This window comes from Inquilinus sp. 2KB_23 (genome assembly GCF_052115705.1).
Taxonomy (GTDB): Bacteria; Pseudomonadota; Alphaproteobacteria; order DSM-16000; family Inquilinaceae; genus Inquilinus; species Inquilinus ginsengisoli_A.
In genome coordinates this window covers 114,581-131,831 of sequence record NZ_JBFRHF010000009.1, presented here as the reverse complement: position 1 = coordinate 131,831, position 17,251 = coordinate 114,581, and the positions used below count along the sequence as shown (strand labels likewise).

General features: G+C 69.7%; 15 protein-coding genes. 4 read left to right on the top strand and 11 right to left on the bottom strand.

What is annotated here, in order from left to right:
• Nucleotides 1-21: 21 nt before the first annotated feature.
• The 7 genes from tsf to AB4112_RS13600 all read right to left on the bottom strand — a co-directional run bounded on the left by tsf (nt 22) and on the right by AB4112_RS13600 (nt 6,416).
• Nucleotides 22-948 (bottom strand): translation elongation factor Ts, encoded by a 927-nt coding sequence (tsf, locus tag AB4112_RS13630; protein ID WP_309796426.1) that lies wholly within the window; start codon nt 946-948, stop codon nt 22-24.
• Between the two features lie 108 nt (nt 949-1,056).
• Nucleotides 1,057-1,863 (bottom strand): 30S ribosomal protein S2, encoded by an 807-nt coding sequence (gene rpsB, locus AB4112_RS13625; RefSeq protein WP_441720364.1) that lies wholly within the window; start codon nt 1,861-1,863, stop codon nt 1,057-1,059.
• A gap of 187 nt (nt 1,864-2,050) precedes the next feature.
• Nucleotides 2,051-3,184, bottom strand: coding sequence for a tRNA epoxyqueuosine(34) reductase QueG (queG, locus tag AB4112_RS13620; protein WP_309796423.1), 1,134 nt, complete (start codon nt 3,182-3,184; stop codon nt 2,051-2,053).
• Entirely contained in the window at nt 3,181-3,669 is a 489-nt protein-coding gene (queF, locus tag AB4112_RS13615) for a preQ(1) synthase (RefSeq protein WP_441720362.1), read from the bottom strand. The genes queG and queF overlap by 4 nt, the downstream gene beginning before the upstream one ends.
• A gap of 12 nt (nt 3,670-3,681) precedes the next feature.
• The gene (tgt, locus tag AB4112_RS13610) at nt 3,682-4,815 is read right to left on the bottom strand and encodes a tRNA guanosine(34) transglycosylase Tgt (protein ID WP_441720360.1); all 1,134 of its coding nucleotides are present in this window, start codon (nt 4,813-4,815) and stop codon (nt 3,682-3,684) included.
• Nucleotides 4,812-5,867 carry a tRNA preQ1(34) S-adenosylmethionine ribosyltransferase-isomerase QueA gene (queA, locus tag AB4112_RS13605; protein WP_441720358.1) on the bottom strand — a complete coding sequence of 352 codons (1,056 nt, stop codon included), beginning with the start codon at nt 5,865-5,867 and terminating at the stop codon, nt 4,812-4,814. The genes tgt and queA overlap by 4 nt, the downstream gene beginning before the upstream one ends.
• A gap of 9 nt (nt 5,868-5,876) precedes the next feature.
• The gene (locus tag AB4112_RS13600) at nt 5,877-6,416 is read right to left on the bottom strand and encodes a queuosine precursor transporter (RefSeq protein WP_441720356.1); all 540 of its coding nucleotides are present in this window, start codon (nt 6,414-6,416) and stop codon (nt 5,877-5,879) included.
• A gap of 236 nt (nt 6,417-6,652) precedes the next feature.
• Between AB4112_RS13600 and AB4112_RS13595 the strand changes: the two genes are divergently transcribed.
• Both AB4112_RS13595 and AB4112_RS13590 read left to right on the top strand, forming a co-directional pair.
• A complete protein-coding gene (locus AB4112_RS13595; protein ID WP_441720354.1) occupies nt 6,653-7,849 on the top strand; it encodes an acetate/propionate family kinase in 1,197 nt (398 codons plus the stop codon).
• Nucleotides 7,846-10,245: a phosphoketolase family protein gene (locus AB4112_RS13590; RefSeq protein ID WP_441720352.1), complete on the top strand. Its 2,400-nt coding sequence runs from the start codon at nt 7,846-7,848 to the stop codon at nt 10,243-10,245. The genes AB4112_RS13595 and AB4112_RS13590 overlap by 4 nt, the downstream gene beginning before the upstream one ends.
• Before the next feature lie 58 nt (nt 10,246-10,303).
• Here the strand turns inward: AB4112_RS13590 and AB4112_RS13585 are convergent, their stop codons facing one another.
• Nucleotides 10,304-10,681: a glyoxalase superfamily protein gene (locus AB4112_RS13585; RefSeq protein ID WP_309796409.1), complete on the bottom strand. Its 378-nt coding sequence runs from the start codon at nt 10,679-10,681 to the stop codon at nt 10,304-10,306.
• Nucleotides 10,682-10,933: 252 nt separating this feature from the next.
• On the opposite strand from AB4112_RS13585, the gene AB4112_RS13580 reads away from it, so the two are divergent.
• Both AB4112_RS13580 and mazF read left to right on the top strand, forming a co-directional pair.
• A complete protein-coding gene (locus AB4112_RS13580) occupies nt 10,934-11,185 on the top strand; it encodes an AbrB/MazE/SpoVT family DNA-binding domain-containing protein (protein ID WP_309796407.1) in 252 nt (83 codons plus the stop codon).
• Nucleotides 11,186-11,530 carry an endoribonuclease MazF gene (gene mazF / locus AB4112_RS13575; protein ID WP_309796405.1) on the top strand — a complete coding sequence of 115 codons (345 nt, stop codon included), beginning with the start codon at nt 11,186-11,188 and terminating at the stop codon, nt 11,528-11,530. It abuts the gene before it with no gap.
• Nucleotides 11,531-11,591: 61 nt separating this feature from the next.
• Here mazF and dnaE read toward each other — a convergent pair whose 3' ends face one another.
• The 3 genes from dnaE to AB4112_RS13560 form a co-directional block, all read right to left on the bottom strand.
• A complete protein-coding gene (dnaE, locus tag AB4112_RS13570; RefSeq protein WP_441720349.1) occupies nt 11,592-15,065 on the bottom strand; it encodes a DNA polymerase III subunit alpha in 3,474 nt (1,157 codons plus the stop codon).
• Between the two features lie 213 nt (nt 15,066-15,278).
• Complete coding sequence (locus AB4112_RS13565) at nt 15,279-16,541, bottom strand: lipoprotein-releasing ABC transporter permease subunit (RefSeq protein ID WP_441720347.1); 1,263 nt, start codon at nt 16,539-16,541, stop codon at nt 15,279-15,281.
• Between the two features lie 10 nt (nt 16,542-16,551).
• Nucleotides 16,552-17,244 (bottom strand): ABC transporter ATP-binding protein, encoded by a 693-nt coding sequence (locus AB4112_RS13560; RefSeq protein ID WP_309796399.1) that lies wholly within the window; start codon nt 17,242-17,244, stop codon nt 16,552-16,554.
• Nucleotides 17,245-17,251 lie beyond the last annotated feature (7 nt).

The following is a 17,251-nucleotide window of genomic DNA, read 5'->3' as shown; positions in this document are numbered from 1 at the left end:
GGATCCGCGTTCTTTCCGACGTCAGCGGCCGAGCGTGGCCGCCACTTCGGCCGCGAAATCGCCCTGCTCCTTCTCGATGCCCTCACCGAGCACGAAGCGGACGAAACCGGTGACGGTGACCGGGGCGCCGACCGACTTGGCCGCGTCCTCGATCGCCTGCCGGACCTTGCTCTCGCCGTCGAGCACCCAGACCTGCTCGTGCAGCACCACTTCCTCGTAGTACTTGCGCAGCCGGCCCTCGACCATCTTCTCGATGATCGCCTCGGGCTTGCCGCTGGCCCGCGCCTGATCGGCCAGCACGCTGCGCTCGCGGTCCAGGGCGGTGACATCGACGTCAGCGACGTGCAGCGCATCCGGCCGGGCCGCCGCGACATGCATCGCGACCTGCTTGCCGAAGGCCTCGAGCTTGGCCTTGTCGCCGGTCGATTCCAGCGCCACCAGCACGCCGATCTTGCCGAGGCCCGGGGCGACCGGGCTGTGGACATAGGCGGCGACGACGCCGTTCGACACCGACAGGGCAGTGCTGCGGCGCAGGCTGATGTTCTCGCCGATGGTGGCGACCAGGTGCGTCACCTCCTCGGCGGCGGTGCGGCCGGTGCCGGGATAGGCGCTGGCGGCCAGCGCCTCGACCTTGCCGTCGGCCTTGAGGGCGAGGCCGGCGAGGGTCGAGACGAGACCCTGGAACTTGTCGTTGCGCGACACGAAGTCGGTCTCGGAATTGACCTCGACCAGCGCGCCCCGGTTGCCTTCGACGGCGACGCCGACCAGGCCTTCCGCGGCGACGCGGCCGGCCTTCTTGGCGGCGGCGGCGAGGCCCTTCTTGCGCAGCCAGTCGACCGCGGCCTCGAGATCGCCGCCGGCTTCGCCGAGCGCCTTCTTGCAGTCCATCATGCCGGCGCCGGTCTTCTCACGAAGCTCCTTCACGAGCGCTGCGGTGATCTCTGCCATATCGTCCTCGTATTCGGTTCGTTCGGCGCTGCGCCCAGTCTGCGGTCGCAAGCGCCCTCATCGAAAGAAAGGGGCGGCTGTCTGGGCCGCCCCGGTATCGTTGTCGCCTCAGGCGGCCGGCTGTTCCGGCTCGCCGGCCTCGACGACCGGCACCTCTTCGGCCTCCGGCAGGGCCTCTTCGACCGGCGCCTCCTCGAGGGCGCCGACATCGGTGCCGCTGGCGCTCATCTCGGCCTGGATGCCGGCGATGACGGCGCCGGAGAACAGCTCGCAGTACAGCTCGATCGCACGCAGCGCGTCGTCATTGCCCGGCACCGGGAAGGTGATGTGGTCCGGGCTGGAGTTGCTGTCGAGCACGGCGACGACCGGGATGCCGAGCTTGGTGGCCTCGAGCACCGCGATCGACTCCTTGTTGGTGTCGATGATGACGAGGATGTCGGGCAGGCCGCCCATGTCGCGGATGCCGCCCAGCGCCTTCTCGAGCTTGTCGCGCTCGCGGGTCAGGGTCAGCTGCTCCTTCTTGGTCAGGCCGAGCGCGCCCTGGGACAGCTGCTCGTCCATCTCCTTGAGGCGCTTGATCGACTGCGACACCGTCTTCCAGTTGGTCAGCATGCCGCCGAGCCAGCGATGGTTGACGAAGTACTGGCCGCAACGCTTGGCCGCCTCGGCGATCTGGTCCTGCGCCTGGCGCTTGGTGCCGACGAACAGGACGCGGCCGCCATTGGCGACGACGTCACGGACCGCGTCGAGCGCGCGGTGCAGCAGGGGCACGGTCTGCTCGAGATCGATGATGTGCACGCCGTTGCGCACGCCGAAGATGAACGGGCCCATCTTCGGGTTCCAGCGACGGGTGTGGTGGCCGAAATGCGCCCCGGCTTCGAGGAGCTGGCGCATGGTGAAGGTCGGCGTAGCCATGGTCGGAATGTCCTTTTCCGGTTGTTCCGCCGCGGGCCTTGCCCCTCGCCTGACCGCGGGATTGCGGATATGGCGAAAAGCACCGGAGCGACCGAGCCACTGCTGTGGTCAGGCCGCGATGCCCGCGTGTGGGATTGACGACGGCGCGGTTGATACGCCCTGCGCCCCGGAAATGCAAGCCGGGCGATCAGTTGGCGGCGGCGATCCCGACCCGCCATTCCTCGCGGACCTCCGCCTCCGGATCCGCCGACCGGGCCGAAGCGAGGCGGCGCAGCCCGGCCGGGCCGAGCAGCCGGGAGAGCGCCCAGACGGCGGCGCCGCGCACCGTGGCCGCGGCATCGTCGAGCAGCGGCTCGACCAGCGGCGCCAGCGCCGCGTCGCCGCTGTTGCCGACGGCGACCAGCACGTTGCGCAGGAAGCGGTCGCGGCCGATGCGCTTGATCGGCGACCCGGCGAAGGCCGCGCGGAAGCCGGCATCGTCGAATCCCAGCAGCGAGGCCAGGGCCGGGCCGTTCAGCTCCGGTCGCGGCGCCAGCGCCGCCTCGCGCCCCATCTCGGCGAACTTGTTCCAGGGGCACACCGCCAGGCAGTCGTCGCAGCCATAGATGCGGTTGCCGATCAGCGGCCGCAGCTCGTGCGGGATCGGGCCCTTGTGCTCGATGGTGAGGTAGGAGATGCAGCGCCTTGCATCCAGCCGGTAGGGCGTGGGGAACGCCGCGGTCGGGCAGGAATCGAGGCAGGCGCGGCAGGATCCGCAATGGTCCCGCTCGGGCGCGTCGGGCGGCAGCTCGATCGCCAGGTAGATCTCGCCGAGGAACAGCCAGGAGCCGTAGTCGCGCGACACCAGGTTGGTGTGCTTGCCCTGCCAGCCGATCCCGGCCTGCATCGCCAGCGGCTTCTCCATCACCGGGGCGGTGTCGACGAAGACCTTCAGTTCGGTGTTGAAGCTGCGGTGGATCCAGCCACCCAGTGCCTTCAGCTTCTTCTTGACCACGTCGTGGTAGTCGCGGCCCTGGGCGTAGACCGAGATCGCGCCCCGCCCCCGCTGCTGCAGCAGCGGCAGCGGATCCTCCGCCGGGCCGTAGTTGAGGCCGAGCGACAGCACGGTGCGCGCCTCCGGCCACAGGGTCAGGGGATCGGCCCGGCGGTCGGCATTCGCCTCCATCCAGCCCATCTCGCCGTGCTGCCCTTCGGCCAGGAACAGCGCCAGCCGCTCCCTCAGCTTCGGGTCCGGCACCGCTGCGGCGAAGCCGACGCTATCGAAGCCGAGCGCTTTCGCCTCGGCCCTGATCCGGTCCTTGATGTCGGCTGCGCCGGTCATCCCCGTCCGCGGTAGGGCGGCACGCCCTGGTCGGGCAGCCACAGCCCGTCCGGCGCCGGGCCGCTCTGGTAGAACACGTCGATCGGGATGCCGCCGCGCGGGTACCAGTAGCCGCCGATGCGCAGCCAGCGCGGCTTCATCGCCTTGATCAGCCGCTCGGCGACCTTGACGGTGCAGTCCTCGTGGAAGGCGCCGTGGTTGCGGAACGACCCCAGGAACAGCTTCAGCGACTTGCTCTCGACGATCTTCGCCGCCGGGGCGTAGTCGATCACCAGATGGGCAAAGTCCGGCTGCCCGGTCATCGGGCACAGCGAGGTGAATTCCGGCGCGGTGAAGCGCACGAGGTACAGCTGCTTCGGCCGCGGATTCGCCACCGTCTCCAGCACCGCCGCCTCCGGCGATGCCGGCAGGGTGGTGGCCTGGCCGAGCTGGGTGAGCGCCTCGACGCCCTTTGCCTTGCCTGCCGTGGGCGCCTTGCGGGCCATGGTCCTCGTCTCCTACAGCGCCGGGATGTCGCCCTGCGCCTGTTCCGCCTCGAAGGCGGCGGTGAAGGCGTCGAGCGTGCCGGCGGCGATGGCGCCGCGCAGCCCGGCCATCAGGTCCTGATAATAGGTCAGGTTGTGCGTGGTCAGCAGCATCAGACCCAGCACCTCCTCGCTGCGCATCAGGTGGTGCAGGTAGGCGCGGCTGTACTGGCGGCAGGCCGGGCAGCGGCAGGCCTCGTCGAGCGGCCGCCCGTCATCCTGGTGCCGGGCGTTGCGCATGTTGACCGTGCCGCGGCGGGTGAAGGCCTGGCCGGTGCGGCCGGACCGGGTCGGCAGCACGCAGTCGAACATGTCGACGCCGCGGCGCACCGACCCGACCAGGTCGGACGGCTTGCCCACGCCCATGAGATAGCGCGGCCGGTCCTCGGGCAGCACCTGGGTGGTGACGTCGAGGGCGGCGAACATCCGCTCCTGCCCCTCGCCCACCGCCAGCCCACCGATGGCGTAGCCCTCGAAGCCGATGGCGGCCAGCGCGGCGGCGGATTCGGCGCGGAGGTCGGGGTAGACGCTGCCCTGGACGATGCCGAACTGGCCATAGCCCTGCCGGGCGACGAAGGCGTCGCGCGACCGCTTCGCCCACGCCATCGACAGCCGCATCGAGCTGGCCGCCACCTCCGGCTCCGACGGGAACGGCGTGCACTCGTCGAAGGCCATGGTGATGGTGGCGTCGAGCAGGTGCTGGATCTCGGTCGACCGCTCCGGCGTCAGCCGGTGCTCGCTGCCGTCGAGATGCGAGCGGAAGGTCACCCCGTCCTTGTCCATGCGCCGCAGCTTGGACAAGGACATCACCTGGAAGCCGCCGGAATCGGTCAGGATCGGGCCGGGCCAGTTCATGAAGCGGTGCAGCCCGCCCAGCCGGCCCACCCGCTCCGCCCCCGGCCGCAGCATCAGGTGGTAAGTGTTGCCCAGCACGATCTGGGCGCCGGTCGCGGCCACGTCCTCCGGCTTCATCGCCTTCACCGTGGCGGCGGTGCCGACCGGCATGAAGGTCGGGGTGTCGACCACGCCATGGGCGGTGTGCACGCGCCCGAGGCGGGCGGCGCCGTCACGGCCCAGGAGTTCGAAGCGGAAGGCGGGATCTGTCATGGGGCGGTCTGACGGTGCAGCAGGCTGGTGTCGCCATAGGAATAGAAGCGATAGCCGGTCGCGATGGCATGGGCATAGGCCTGCTTCATCCACTCTGTCCCGGCGAAGGCGCATACCAGCATGAACAGGGTCGACCGCGGCAGGTGGAAATTGGTCACCAGCAGGTCGACGACGCGGAAGCGGTGGCCGGGCGTGATGAAGATCGCGGTGCTGCCGGTGAAGGGGTGGACCGCGCCGTCCTCCCCCGCCGCGCTCTCCAGCAGGCGCAGGCTGGTGGTGCCGACCGCGACGACCCGGCCGCCGGCGGCGCGGGCGGCGTTGATCCGGGCGGCGGCCTCGGCGGTCAGCACGCCGCGCTCGGCATGCATCACATGCTCTTCGACGGTCTCGGCCTTGACCGGCAGGAAGGTGCCGGCGCCGACATGCAGCGTCAGCCGCACCGTCTCGACGCCGCGCGCCGTCAGGGCGTCGAGCAGCGCCGGGGTGAAGTGCAGCCCCGCGGTCGGCGCGGCGACGGCCCCGTCATGGGCGGCGAACATGGTCTGGTAGTCGTCGAGGTCGCGCGCATCCGGCCCGTCCGGCCGGTCGATATAGGGCGGCAGCGGGATCTCGCCATGGCGCTGCAGCTGGTCGGCCAGCGCGGCCGGGTCGTTAAAGGCGATCTCGACGTCGCCGCCCTCGCCCTTGGCAATCACCGTGGCGGTGAAGTCCTCGGCGAAGACGATGCTGTCCCCGGGGCTCAGCTTCTTCGCCGGGCGGGCGAAGGCGCGCCAGCGCCCGGCGTCGACCGGCTGGTGCAGCATGATCTCGACCCCGGCCAGGCCGCGCTTGCCGCGCAGCCGCGCCGGAATCACCCGGGTGTCGTTGACCACCAGCACGTCGCCGGCCTTCAGCAGGCCCGGCAGGTCGCGCACATGCCAATCGGTCAGCTCGGGGCCGGTCATCAGCCCGCCCGCCTCGACCTCCAGCAGCCGCGCGGCGTCGCGCGGCTCGGCGGGCCGGTCGGCGATCAGCTGCCGCGGCAGATCGAAATCGAAATCATCAACTCGCATCGGGCTGGATCAGCCGTTCTGCAGCGTCGGCATCGGCATCACAACGTTCATCAGCGCGCGGAACGGCGCCAGGAACAGCAGCGCGCAGGCCAGCTTCACCGAGAGGTCGCCGGCCATCAGGCTCAGGATCGGCAGGCCGGTGCCGGCGAAGGCGATGGTGAAGAAGATGCCGGTGTCGACCACCGAGCCCAGGACCGAGCCGACGAAGGGCGCCTGCCACCAGGCGGCGCGGCGCAGCCGGTTGAACATGTGGATGTCGAGCAGCTGCCCGACCAGGAAGGCGGTGCCGGAGGCCACGGCGATGCGCCAATCGGCCAGCCACAGCGACAGCACCACGGCGATGGCGAAGCCGGCATAGGCGACCTGGCGGGCACGGTGCGGGCCGAAGAAGCGGTTGGTCAGGTCGGTGACCAGGAAGGTCAGGGGATAGGTGAAGGCGCCCCAGGTCAGCCAGTCGTTGATCGGGAACTGGACCAGGTAGTTCGAGGCCACCACCGCGCCGATCATGCAGATCAGCGCCAGGGCCATGCCGCGGGTTTCGGTGCGCAAGGCAAATTCTTCCAACAGACATCGCCCGCGGCGCAGCCATCCGCGCCCGGGTCCGGTGGGGGTTCTAGCGCGGGATCGCAGCTTTGGCCAGACTCTCGCGGCGGCACGGCAACAAGCGCGGTTGCCGGATTCACTGCCGGCGCGACAACCGGTCCGATGGAGGGAACTGTTCACATGGGTCAAGGCTTGTGCTCCATGGTGCCTGTCCACCGCGCGCCGGGAAGGTCTCCGTGTCCATGATCGACGCTGTCCTGGTCCTCAATGCCGGCTCGTCGAGCCTCAAATTCGCGCTCTATGAGCGCGATGGGCTGGCCCTGCTGTGCCGCGGCGGGATCAGCGAGATCGGCCGGGCCGGCACGGTCAAGGCCAGCGGGCCGCGGGCCGCCGGGCTGACCGCCGGCGGGGCGCCGCCGGCCGGCGCGGACCGGGATGCTGTGACGCGATGGCTGGTGTCCGCGATCCGGCGCCTCGACGGCGTCACCCTGGCCGCGGCCGGGCACCGGGTCGTCCATGGCGGCGCCAGATTCCGCGCACCGGTGCGCATCGACCCGACGGTGATGGCGGCGTTGGAAACGCTGATCCCGCTGGCGCCGAACCACCAGCAGCACAATCTCGCCGCCATCGCGGCGGTGGAAGCGGCCTGGCCGGGCCTGCCGCAGGTGGCCTGCTTCGACACCGCCTTCCACCGCACCCTGCCCCGCCTGGCGCAGCTGTTCCCCCTGCCGCGCGAGCTCACGGAGCAGGGGATCATCCGCTACGGCTTCCACGGCCTGTCCTACGAATACATCGCCGGACTCCTGCCCGACCTGCTCGGTACGCGCGCCTCTGGCCGGGTCATCGTCGCGCATCTCGGCAGCGGCGCCAGCCTGTGCGCCATGGCCAATCGCGCCAGCATCGCCACCACCATGGGGTTCACGGCGCTCGACGGCCTGATGATGGGCACGCGCTGCGGCGCGATCGACCCGGGCATCGTGCTCTACCTCCTGAACCAGCGGACGATGTCCCCGGCCGCGGTCGACGAGCTGCTGAACACCCGGTCCGGCCTGCTCGGCGTCTCCGGGGTCAGCAGCGACGCCCATGTGCTGGAGGAGAGCACCGACCCGCACGCCGCCGAGGCGCTCGAACTCTTCGCCTATCGCGTGGTGCGCGAGGCGGGATCGCTCGTCGCGGCACTCGGCGGGCTCGATGCCTTCGTCTTCACGGCGGGCATCGGCGAGCATTCGGCCCGGCTGCGCCGGATGATCTGCCAGGGCATGGCCTGGGCGGGGCTGCAGCTCGACACCGGTCGGAACGACCGCGCCGAAGGCCGCATCAGCCGCGACGGTTCACCGGTGGACATCCTGGTGGTGCCCACCGACGAGGAGCTCCCGATCGCCAGGAGCCTCGAGAGATTGATCGGCGGCAACGCCAGCCACCAAGGGGATACGGGATGAACATGCCATCGGATTCGGGCGTCGGCATCGGGGCCTCGGACGAGGAGCTGGGCCGGATCGACCAGTACTGGCGCGCGGCCAACTACCTGTCGGTCGGCCAGATCTACCTGCTCGACAACCCGCTGCTGCGCCAGCCGCTGACCGTGGAGCAGGTCAAGCCCCGCCTGCTCGGCCATTGGGGCACCACCCCGGGGCTGAACTTCGTCTACGCGCATCTCAACCGGCTGATCCGGGCGCGCGACCTCGACATGATCTACATCTGCGGGCCGGGACATGGCGGCCCCGGCATGGTCGCCAACACCTATCTCGAAGGCAGCTACAGCGAGATCTACCCCGACATCTCGCCCGACGCGGAGGGGATGCGGAAGCTGTTCCGCCAGTTCTCCTTCCCCGGCGGCATCCCCAGCCATGCGGCGCCTGAGACCCCGGGTTCGATCCATGAGGGCGGCGAGCTGGGCTATGCCTTGGCCCACGCCTTCGGCGCGGCGTTCGACAATCCGGATCTGATCGTCGCCTGCGTGGTCGGCGACGGCGAGGCCGAAACCGGCGCCCTGGCCGCATCCTGGCATTCGAACAAGTTCCTGAACCCGGCCCGCGACGGCGCCGTGCTGCCGATCCTGCATCTGAACGGCTACAAGATCGCCAACCCCACGCTGCTCGGCCGCATGCCGGAAAGCGACCTGCGAAGCCTGTTCGTCGGCTACGGCTACGAGCCGCTGTTCGTCGAGGGCAGCGACCCCGGGCCGATGCACCGGCTGATGGCCGACACGCTCGACATCGCGGCCAACCGGATCCGGGCGATCCAGGCGGCCGCGCGGCAAGCGCAGGGCACGACCGACCTGCCGCGCTGGCCGATGATCGTGCTGCGCAGCCCCAAGGGCTGGACCGGGCCGAAGGAGGTCGACGGCCAGAAGGTCGAGGGCTTCTGGCGGGCCCATCAGGTGCCGCTGTCGAAGGTCCGCGAGAACCCGGAGCATCTGCGCCTGCTCGAAGAGTGGATGCGCAGCTACAGGCCGGAGACGCTGTTCGACGAGTCCGGACGGCTGCGGCCGGACCTGGCGGAGCTGGCGCCGTCGGGGACGCGGCGCATGGGCGCCAACCCCAACGCCAATGGCGGGCTGCTGCGCCGGGAGCTGCGCCTGCCCGATTTCCGCGACCACGCCCTCGCCGTGCCGAATCCGGGCGCCACCCAGGGCGAGGCGACCCGCGCCATGGGCACCTACCTGCGCGACGTGATGACCCTCAACGCCGAGGCCCGCAACTTCCGCATCGTGGGCCCGGACGAGACCGCCTCGAACCGCCTCGACGCCGTGTTCGAGGCGACCGACCGGGTGTGGATGGAGCCGATCGAGCCCTACGACGTGCACCTCGCCCGCGACGGCCGGGTGATGGAGGTGCTGAGCGAGCACCTCTGCCAGGGATGGCTCGAAGGCTATCTCCTGACCGGCCGCCACGGCCTGTTCTCCTGCTACGAGGCGTTCATCCACATCGTCGATTCGATGGTCAACCAGCACGCGAAGTGGCTGAAGGTCTCGCGCGGGCTGGGCTGGCGCCGGCCGATCGCATCGCTGAACTACCTGCTGACCTCGCATGTCTGGCGGCAGGACCACAACGGCTTCAGCCACCAGGATCCCGGCTTCGTCGACCTGGTGGTCAACAAGAAGGCCGACATCGTGCGGGTCTATCTGCCGCCCGACGCGAACTGCCTGCTGTGGGTGACCGACCACTGCCTGCGGACCTATGACCGCATCAATGTGATCGTGGCCGGCAAGCAGCCCGCGCCGCAATGGCTGGGCATCGAGGCGGCGGTCGCCCATTGCGAGGCCGGCATCGGCCTGTGGCGCTGGGCCAGCAACGACGACGGCCGTGAGCCGGACGTGGTGATGGCCTGCGCTGGCGACGTGCCGACCCTGGAGACGCTGGCGGCGGTGGACCTGCTGCGACAGCATCTGCCCGAGCTCAAGGTCCGGGTCGTCAACGTCGTCGACCTGATGACCCTGCAGACCCGGGAAGAGCATCCCCACGGCCTGGCGGACCGCGATTTCGACAGCCTGTTCACCGCCGACAAGCCAGTGATCTTCGCCTATCACGGCTATCCCCAGCTGATCCACCGCCTGACCTATCGCCGGACCAACCACGCCAACCTGCATGTGCGCGGCTATCGGGAGGAAGGCACCACCACGACTCCGTTCGACATGGTGGTGCTGAACGGCCTGGACCGGTTCAGCCTGGCGACGATGGCGATCGAGCGCGTGCCGGGCCTGAACGCGACCGCCGCCCATGTCAAACAGGCCTTCCGCGAGGCGCTGATCGCGCACAAGGCGTACATCCGCGATACCGGGGAGGACATGCCGGAGATCCAGCAATGGGCCTGGCCGCACGGGACCGCGGACTGAGGCCTGGCGAGGGACCGGCCCGGCGAGACCAGGGCGCCGGGCCGGCCGGCTCATCCGGTCAGATCGGCTGGCCGACGTCGATGCGGTTGCCGTCCGGATCCTCGAACACGAAGGCGCGCAGGCCGTAATCCTTGTCGCGCAGGCCCTTGACGATGCGCAGCCCGTGGTCCCGGCAGATCCGGTGCAGCGCGTCGACATCCGCGACCATCAGATGCGCCACGTTGAACGGCGCCGCCTTGTGGGCCGGCTGCAGCGTCAGATGCAGCTCGGCGGCGTCCCGCTGCAGGATCACAAAGCCGACGGGATCGCCGTTCTCGAAGGTTTTCCGGAAGCCCAGGACCCCGGTGTAGAAGGCCTGCGCCTTGCCCATGTCGCGGACCGGAAGCATGGCCGCGATCCGCCCGAAGCGGATGCCGTGATCGGAAGTGTCGGTCATCGCGAAGTCTCGATGGGAGAGACAGGAGCGGCAACCCGGACGGTGCCGGAACGGTCGCCTGCCCTCCGGTGCAATGGGGGGACGGTGCCCCCGGAGATCGCCCTTTTAACGGCAGATCCGGGTTTCGGACAAGCAGGAGGCATGCGACCGACGTAGAGACATCTGTCGATACGGATGGCTTGCTCCCAAACGGCGCCGTATCTACATATGTATAGACGTTGAGGACGAGCAGCCTGGGGCATGGAGGCCGGCATGAGAATGACCGTGAAGAAATGGGGGAACAGCGCCGCCGTGCGCATCCCCGCGGCGATCATGGATGTCGCGCGCCTCTCGATCGACCAGGCCGTGGATGTCCGCCTCGAGGGCGGCCGCATCATCATCGAGCCCATCCTCGACGACGGCATCGCCGGCACCGACCTCGAGACCCTGCTGGCCGGCGTCACCGACGAGAACCGGCACGATTCGGTCGATTTCGGCCCGGCCGTCGGCAAGGAGGTCTGGTAGATGGCGAAGCCGCCGGGCGCCGCGGCCTATGTCCCCGATCGCGGCGACATCGTGTGGGTCGATTTCGATCCGCAGGCGGGGCACGAACAAGCTGGCCACCGCCCTGCCCTCGTCCTGTCGCCGGCGGCCTACAACGCCAAGGTCGGCCTGCTGGTCGCCTGCCCGATGACGACGAAGCCCAAGGGCTATCCGTTCGAGGTGCTGATCGCCGGCGGCGTCCCCAGCGCCGTGCTGGCCGACCAGGTGAAATCGCTCGACTGGCGGGCACGGGGTGCGGTGTTCAAAGGCCGGGCCTCGGCGAACGAGGTGCTGGACGTGCGCAAGAAGCTGCGCGCGCTGGTCTAAGGTTGCGTAGGTTGGGTTCGCCGAGGCGAACCCAACCTACGGGCGAAATCGTTCCCGGCCGTCAGAACTCCTCGACGCTGAGCACGCCGGGCACCGATTTCAGCGCGGCCTTGGCCCGGCCGCCCACGGCATAGCCGCCGGGCAGCTCGATCTCGACCTCCTCGGTCGGCGCCAGCAGCAGCTGCAGGTTGACCTTGCACCGCCCCTGCCCTTCGCGGTCGAGCAGCCCGTGCAGCGGCTGGATGGCATGGACCCCGTCGACATAGATCACGAAGCGCGCGGCGCTGCGGGCCAGGGCCTGGTCGATCGGCTCGACCGACATCGCGGTCAGCCGCAGCTCCTCGCCGCGGCTCTGGATCTCCACCGCCATGGCCAAAGCGGCGCCGACCTCGAGCAGCTGCCGCGCCGTCGCCAGCGTCTCGGCGAAGAAGGTGACCTCGAACACGCCGCTGGCGTCGGAGAAGGTGCCGAAGCACATGCGGTTACCGGTCTTGGTGGTCATCTCCCGCTTGGCCATCAGGATGCCGGCGAGGCGCAGCTGGGTGTGCCCCATCCGCATCTTCTGGCCGATCTCGGCCGAGCGCACCGAGCCCAGGCGCTTGGTGTTGTAGGTGTCGAGCGGATGGGCCGAGAGGTAGAAGCCGACCGCGTCGAACTCCTGCCGCAGCCGCTCCATCGAATCCCAGTCGGGGATGGTCGGCAGCGGCGGCGCGCTGAGTTCGCCGCCGGTCGGGCCGCCGAACAGGCCGATCTGGCCGCTCTCGCGCTCCGCCACCATGGTGTGGGCGTAGCGCAGCAGCGTGTCGAAGGCGGCCACGACACGGGCGCGGTTCTTGTCGATCGAATCGAAAGCCCCGGCCCGGGCCAGGTTCTCCAGCTGGCGCTTGTTCAAGAGCTTGAGGTCGAGCCGGCGGGCCAGGTCGAACAGGTCTTTGAAGGGGCCGCCGCGGTCGCGCTCCAGCACCAGGCTGCGCATCGCCTCCGGCCCCACCCCCTTGATCGCGCCGAGGGCGTAGCGGATGGCCTTGCCGCCGTCGGGCAGCGTCTCGACCGCGAACACCGCCTCCGACTTGTTGATGTCGGGGATCAGGAGCTTGATGCGCAGGCGCGTCAGCTCCTGCCGGAAGACGTTCAGCTTGTCGGTGTTGCCGAGGTCGAGCGTCATCGACGCCGCCATGAACTCGACCGGATGGTTCGCCTTCAGATAGGCGGTCTGGTAGGCGACGATGGCATAGGCGGCGGCGTGCGACTTGTTGAAGCCGTAGCCTGCGAACTTCTCGACCTGGTCGAAGATGTTCGACGCCTGCCCCGCCGGCACGCCGCGGGCGACCGCGCCCTCGACGAAGCTGGCCTTCTGGGCATCCATCTCCGCCTTGATCTTCTTGCCCATGGCGCGGCGCAGCAGGTCGGCGCCGCCGAGCGAATAGCCCGCCAGGGTCTGGGCGACCTGCATCACCTGTTCCTGGTAGACCATGATGCCGTAGGTCTCTTCCAGGATCGGCTGCAGCGACGGATGCAGGTAGTCGGGCGCCTTGGTGCCGTTCTTGACCTCGATGAAGGTCGGGATGTTGTCCATCGGGCCGGGGCGGTAGAGCGCCACCAGCGCGATGATGTCGCCGATGCGGTTCGGCTTCATCCGGCGCAGCACGTCGCGCATGCCGGAACTTTCCAGCTGGAACACGCCGGTCGCCTCCGCCCGGCCGAGCATGGCGTAGGTCGGCCCGTCGTCGAGCGGGATGTGCGCCAGGTCGATCTCGACCCCGCTGGCCTTGATCAGGTTCTCGGCCACGCGCAGCACGGTCAGCGTCTTCAGGCCGAGGAAGTCGAACTTCACCAGCCCGGCCTGCTCGACATACTTCATGTTGAACTGGGTGGCCGGGACCGGCGAGCGCGGGTCCCGGTACAGCGCCACCAGCTCGTGCAGCGGCCGGTCGCCGATGACCACGCCGGCGGCGTGGGTCGAGGCGTGGCGGTACAGCCCCTCCAGCTTCATCGCCAGGTCGATCAGGTGGCGCACCCGCTCGTCGTTGTCGCGCTCCTGCTGCAGCGCCGGCTCGCCATCGATCGCCTGGGCCAGGGTGACCGGGTTGGCCGGGTTGTTCGGCACCAGCTTGCAGATGCGGTCGACCTGGCCGTAGGGCATCTGCAGCACGCGGCCGACGTCGCGCAGCACGGCGCGGRCCTGCAGCTTTCCGAAGGTGATGATCTGCGCCACCCGGTCATGCCCGTACTTGTCGCGGACATAGGTGATCACCTCGTCGCGCCGGTCCTGGCAGAAGTCGATGTCGAAGTCGGGCATCGACACGCGTTCCGGGTTCAGAAAGCGCTCGAACAGCAGGCCGAAGCGCAGCGGGTCGAGATCGGTGATGGTCAGCACCCAGGCGACGACCGAGCCGGCGCCGGAGCCACGGCCCGGGCCGACCGGGATGTCGTTCGCCTTGGACCATTTGATGAAGTCCGAGACGATCAGGAAGTAGCCGGGGAAGCCCATCTTCTCGATGACGTCGAGCTCGTAGTCGAGCCGGGCGGTGTAGGTCTCCAGCGCCGCCGCGCGCTCGGCCTCGCCCATCTCGGGCGTGTAGACATGGGCCTCCAGCCGCGCCGTCAGCCCCTCCTTGGCCTGGGCGCGCAGCTCCTCCGCCTCGGTCCGCCCCGCCTCGCTCGGGAAGGTCGGCAGGATCGGCGCCCGCTTCTTCGGCATCACCGCGCAGCGCTTCGCGATCACCACCGTGTTGTCGACCGCCTCCGGCAGGTCGGCGAACAGCTGCCGCATCTCCTCGGCCGGGCGGAAGCGGTGGTCGCGGGTCACCCGCCGCCGGTTGGCCTCGACCACATAGGTGCCCTCGGCGATGCACAGCAGCGCGTCATGCGCCTCGTACATGTCCTCGGTGGTGAAGAAGCAGTCGTTGGTCGCGACCAGCGGGATGTTCTCGCTATAGGCGAAATCGATCAGCGCCGCCTCGATCCGGTCCTCGTCCTCCTGCCCGTGCCGCATCAGCTCGACATAGAGCCGGTCCGGGAACAGCGCCTTGAGCGAGCGCAGCGTCGCCAGCGCCCGGTCCGGATGCTCGGCCAGCAGCAGCCGCCCGACCGGTCCCTTCGGCCCGCCGGTCAGGGCGATCAGGCCGTCGGTGTAGCCCTGCAGCGCCTCCAGCGACAGCTGCGGCGCCAAGCCCTGCTCGGTCTCGAGATAGGCACGGCTGGTCAGCGCCATCAGGTTCTCGTAGCCGCGCTCGTCCTGGGCCAGCAGCACCAGGCAGTCGGGGTCGGCGATGGCCGGCCCGCCGACTCGGGCGCCGGTCTCGACCTCGGTGCGGGCGATGGCGAGGATGGTGCCGATGATCGGCTGGATGCCGGCATCCTTGGCCGCCAGGGCGAATTCCAGGGCGCCGAACAGGTTGCCGGTGTCGGTGACCGCCACCGCCGGCATCTGCATCTTCTTGCAGATGCCGATCAGCTCCTTGATCTTGATCGCCCCTTCCGACAGGGAGTAGGCGCTGTGCACCCGCAGATGGATGAAATCGGCGTGTGGCATGGCGGCGGTGCTCCGCGGCGACGGGATCCGGGGCGGCCCGATTCAGCAGAATCGGACGACAGGGTATTCATAACGCATCCCATCCCCCGCCGTCATTGCGAGGAGGCGAAGCCGACGAAGCAATCCATGGTGCCGGTGCGCGTGGCCCCGGATTGCTTCGCTGCGCTCGCAATGACGGTGTTGGGATGTCTTAAAAGCTCTCGCGGGGCGGGATCACTCGTACCGCAGGGCCTCCACGGGATCGAGCCGCGCGGCCCGCCAGGCCGGGTAGATCGAGGCCAGGAAGGACAGGGCCAGCGCCATGCCGCAGACCAGCAGCACCTCGCCGGCGTTGATCTCGGTCGGGATCCGGGTCAGGGAGTACTGCTTGGGATCGAAGATGACCATGCCGGTCAGGCTCTGCAGCCCCTGGCGGATCGGCTCGAGGTTGTCAGCCAGCGCGACGCCGAGGCCCAGGCCGACCAGGGTGCCCACCGCGCCGATGATGGCGCCGGTCATGAAGAAGATGCGCAGGATGGCCCCGCGCGTGGCGCCCATGGTGCGCAGGATGGCGATGTCGCCGCCCTTGTCCTTCACCAGCATGATCAGGCTGGAGATGATGTTGAACGCGGCCACCAGCACGATCAGCGACAGGATGACGAAGATGACATTGCGCTGGCCCTCGACGATGTCGAGATAGCCGGCCAGCGCCTGCTGCCAGTCGAAGAAGCGGAAGCCGAGGCCGGTGGCCTGCTGCAGCGGGTCACGCAGCGCCGCGATCCGGTCGGGGTCGCGCACGAACAGGTCGAGACGGGTGACCCCGCCGCCCATCTGCAGCAGCGATTGCGCCGCCTCCAGCGGCATCACCGCGACGCCCGAATCGAATTCGTAGAGGCCGGCCTCGAAGATCGCGACCACGGTGAAGGCCTTGACCTTCGGCGAGCTGTCCGGGGCGGCCTCGCCCTGCCCTGTCGACCCCGCGCCCGGGGCCAGCAGGGTGATGCGGCCGCCGAGGCCGACGCCGAGCTTGTCCGCCAGCGCCTTGCCGATCGCCACCGCCTCGGTGCCGGCGAAGGCGCCGGGGGACTGGATCTGCAGGTCGCGGGCGATCAGCGGCCGGGCCAGGAAGTCCTCCGGCCGCTCGCCGCGGATCTGGACGCCGGCCGAGGCGCTGCCGGCGCTGGCCAGGGCCATGCCCTGGATCACCGGCAGCACCTGGGTGACGCCGTCGACCCCGCGCAGCCGCCCGGCCACCGGTGCGTAGTCGGTGATCTCGCTCTGGCCCAGGGCGTAGATACTGACATGGGCGTTGAGGCCGAGGAAGCGGGCCAGGAGCTCGGTGCGGAAGCCGTTCATCACGGAGGTGACGGTGATTAGCGTGGCAACGCCGAGCACGATGCCGAGCAGCGAGAACCCGGCGATGACCGAGACGAAGCCCTGCTTGCGGCGGGCCCGGAGGTAGCGGAAGGCGACGGTGCGTTCGAAGGCGTTGAACATGCGGGCGCCCCTACTGCCCAACCAGCACGCCGTCGCGCATCTCGACCACGCGGTCCATCCGCGACGCCAGGTCGAGGTTGTGGGTGGCGATCAGGGCGCCGACGCGGGTCGACCGCACCACTTCGACCAGCATCTCGAACACAGCCTCGGCGGTGCTATGGTCGAGGTTGCCGGTCGGCTCGTCGGCGATCAGCACCTTCGGCGCATTGGCCAGCGCCCGGGCGATGGCGACGCGCTGCTGCTCGCCGCCCGACAGCTGGGCCGGGCGATGGTCGAGCCGGGCGGCCAGGCCGACCCGGGCCAGCAGGTCCCGCCCCCGCTGCCGCGCCGCGGGCCGCGCCGCGCCGGCGATCATCTGCGGCAGCACCACGTTCTCGATCGCGCTGAACTCGGGCAGCAGGTGGTGGAACTGGTAGACGAAGCCGATGGCGGAGCGGCGCAGCGCCGTGCGCGGCCCGTCGCCTAGCCCGTCGCAGCGCTGGCCGGCGACGGTGATGGTGCCGCCGTCCGGCCGCTCCAGCAGCCCGGCGATGTGCAGCAGGGTCGACTTGCCGGCACCGCTGGGGCCGACCAGGGCCACGATCTCGCCCGCGGCGATCGACAGGTCGGCGCCGCGCAGCACGTCGAGCCGGGTCTCGCCCTGCTGGAAGCTGCGGCGGATGCCCTCGAGGCGCAGCACGTCGGCGGTGGGGGCAGCGGTCATGGCAGCG

What these genes read in the sequence shown, in the direction of transcription:
- tsf (WP_309796426.1), bottom strand. Translation starts at nt 948, where the DNA reads ATGGCAGAGATCACCGCAGCGCTCGTGAAGGAGCTTCGTGAGAAGACC.
- rpsB (WP_441720364.1), bottom strand. Translation starts at nt 1,863, where the DNA reads ATGGCTACGCCGACCTTCACCATGCGCCAGCTCCTCGAAGCCGGGGCG.
- queG (WP_309796423.1), bottom strand. Translation starts at nt 3,184, where the DNA reads ATGACCGGCGCAGCCGACATCAAGGACCGGATCAGGGCCGAGGCGAAA.
- queF (WP_441720362.1), bottom strand. Translation starts at nt 3,669, where the DNA reads ATGGCCCGCAAGGCGCCCACGGCAGGCAAGGCAAAGGGCGTCGAGGCG.
- tgt (WP_441720360.1), bottom strand. Translation starts at nt 4,815, where the DNA reads ATGACAGATCCCGCCTTCCGCTTCGAACTCCTGGGCCGTGACGGCGCC.
- queA (WP_441720358.1), bottom strand. Translation starts at nt 5,867, where the DNA reads ATGCGAGTTGATGATTTCGATTTCGATCTGCCGCGGCAGCTGATCGCC.
- AB4112_RS13595 (WP_441720354.1), top strand. Translation starts at nt 6,653, where the DNA reads ATGATCGACGCTGTCCTGGTCCTCAATGCCGGCTCGTCGAGCCTCAAA.
- AB4112_RS13590 (WP_441720352.1), top strand. Translation starts at nt 7,846, where the DNA reads ATGAACATGCCATCGGATTCGGGCGTCGGCATCGGGGCCTCGGACGAG.
- AB4112_RS13585 (WP_309796409.1), bottom strand. Translation starts at nt 10,681, where the DNA reads ATGACCGACACTTCCGATCACGGCATCCGCTTCGGGCGGATCGCGGCC.
- AB4112_RS13580 (WP_309796407.1), top strand. Translation starts at nt 10,934, where the DNA reads ATGAGAATGACCGTGAAGAAATGGGGGAACAGCGCCGCCGTGCGCATC.
- mazF (WP_309796405.1), top strand. Translation starts at nt 11,186, where the DNA reads ATGGCGAAGCCGCCGGGCGCCGCGGCCTATGTCCCCGATCGCGGCGAC.
- AB4112_RS13565 (WP_441720347.1), bottom strand. Translation starts at nt 16,541, where the DNA reads ATGTTCAACGCCTTCGAACGCACCGTCGCCTTCCGCTACCTCCGGGCC.
- AB4112_RS13560 (WP_309796399.1), bottom strand. Translation starts at nt 17,244, where the DNA reads ATGACCGCTGCCCCCACCGCCGACGTGCTGCGCCTCGAGGGCATCCGC.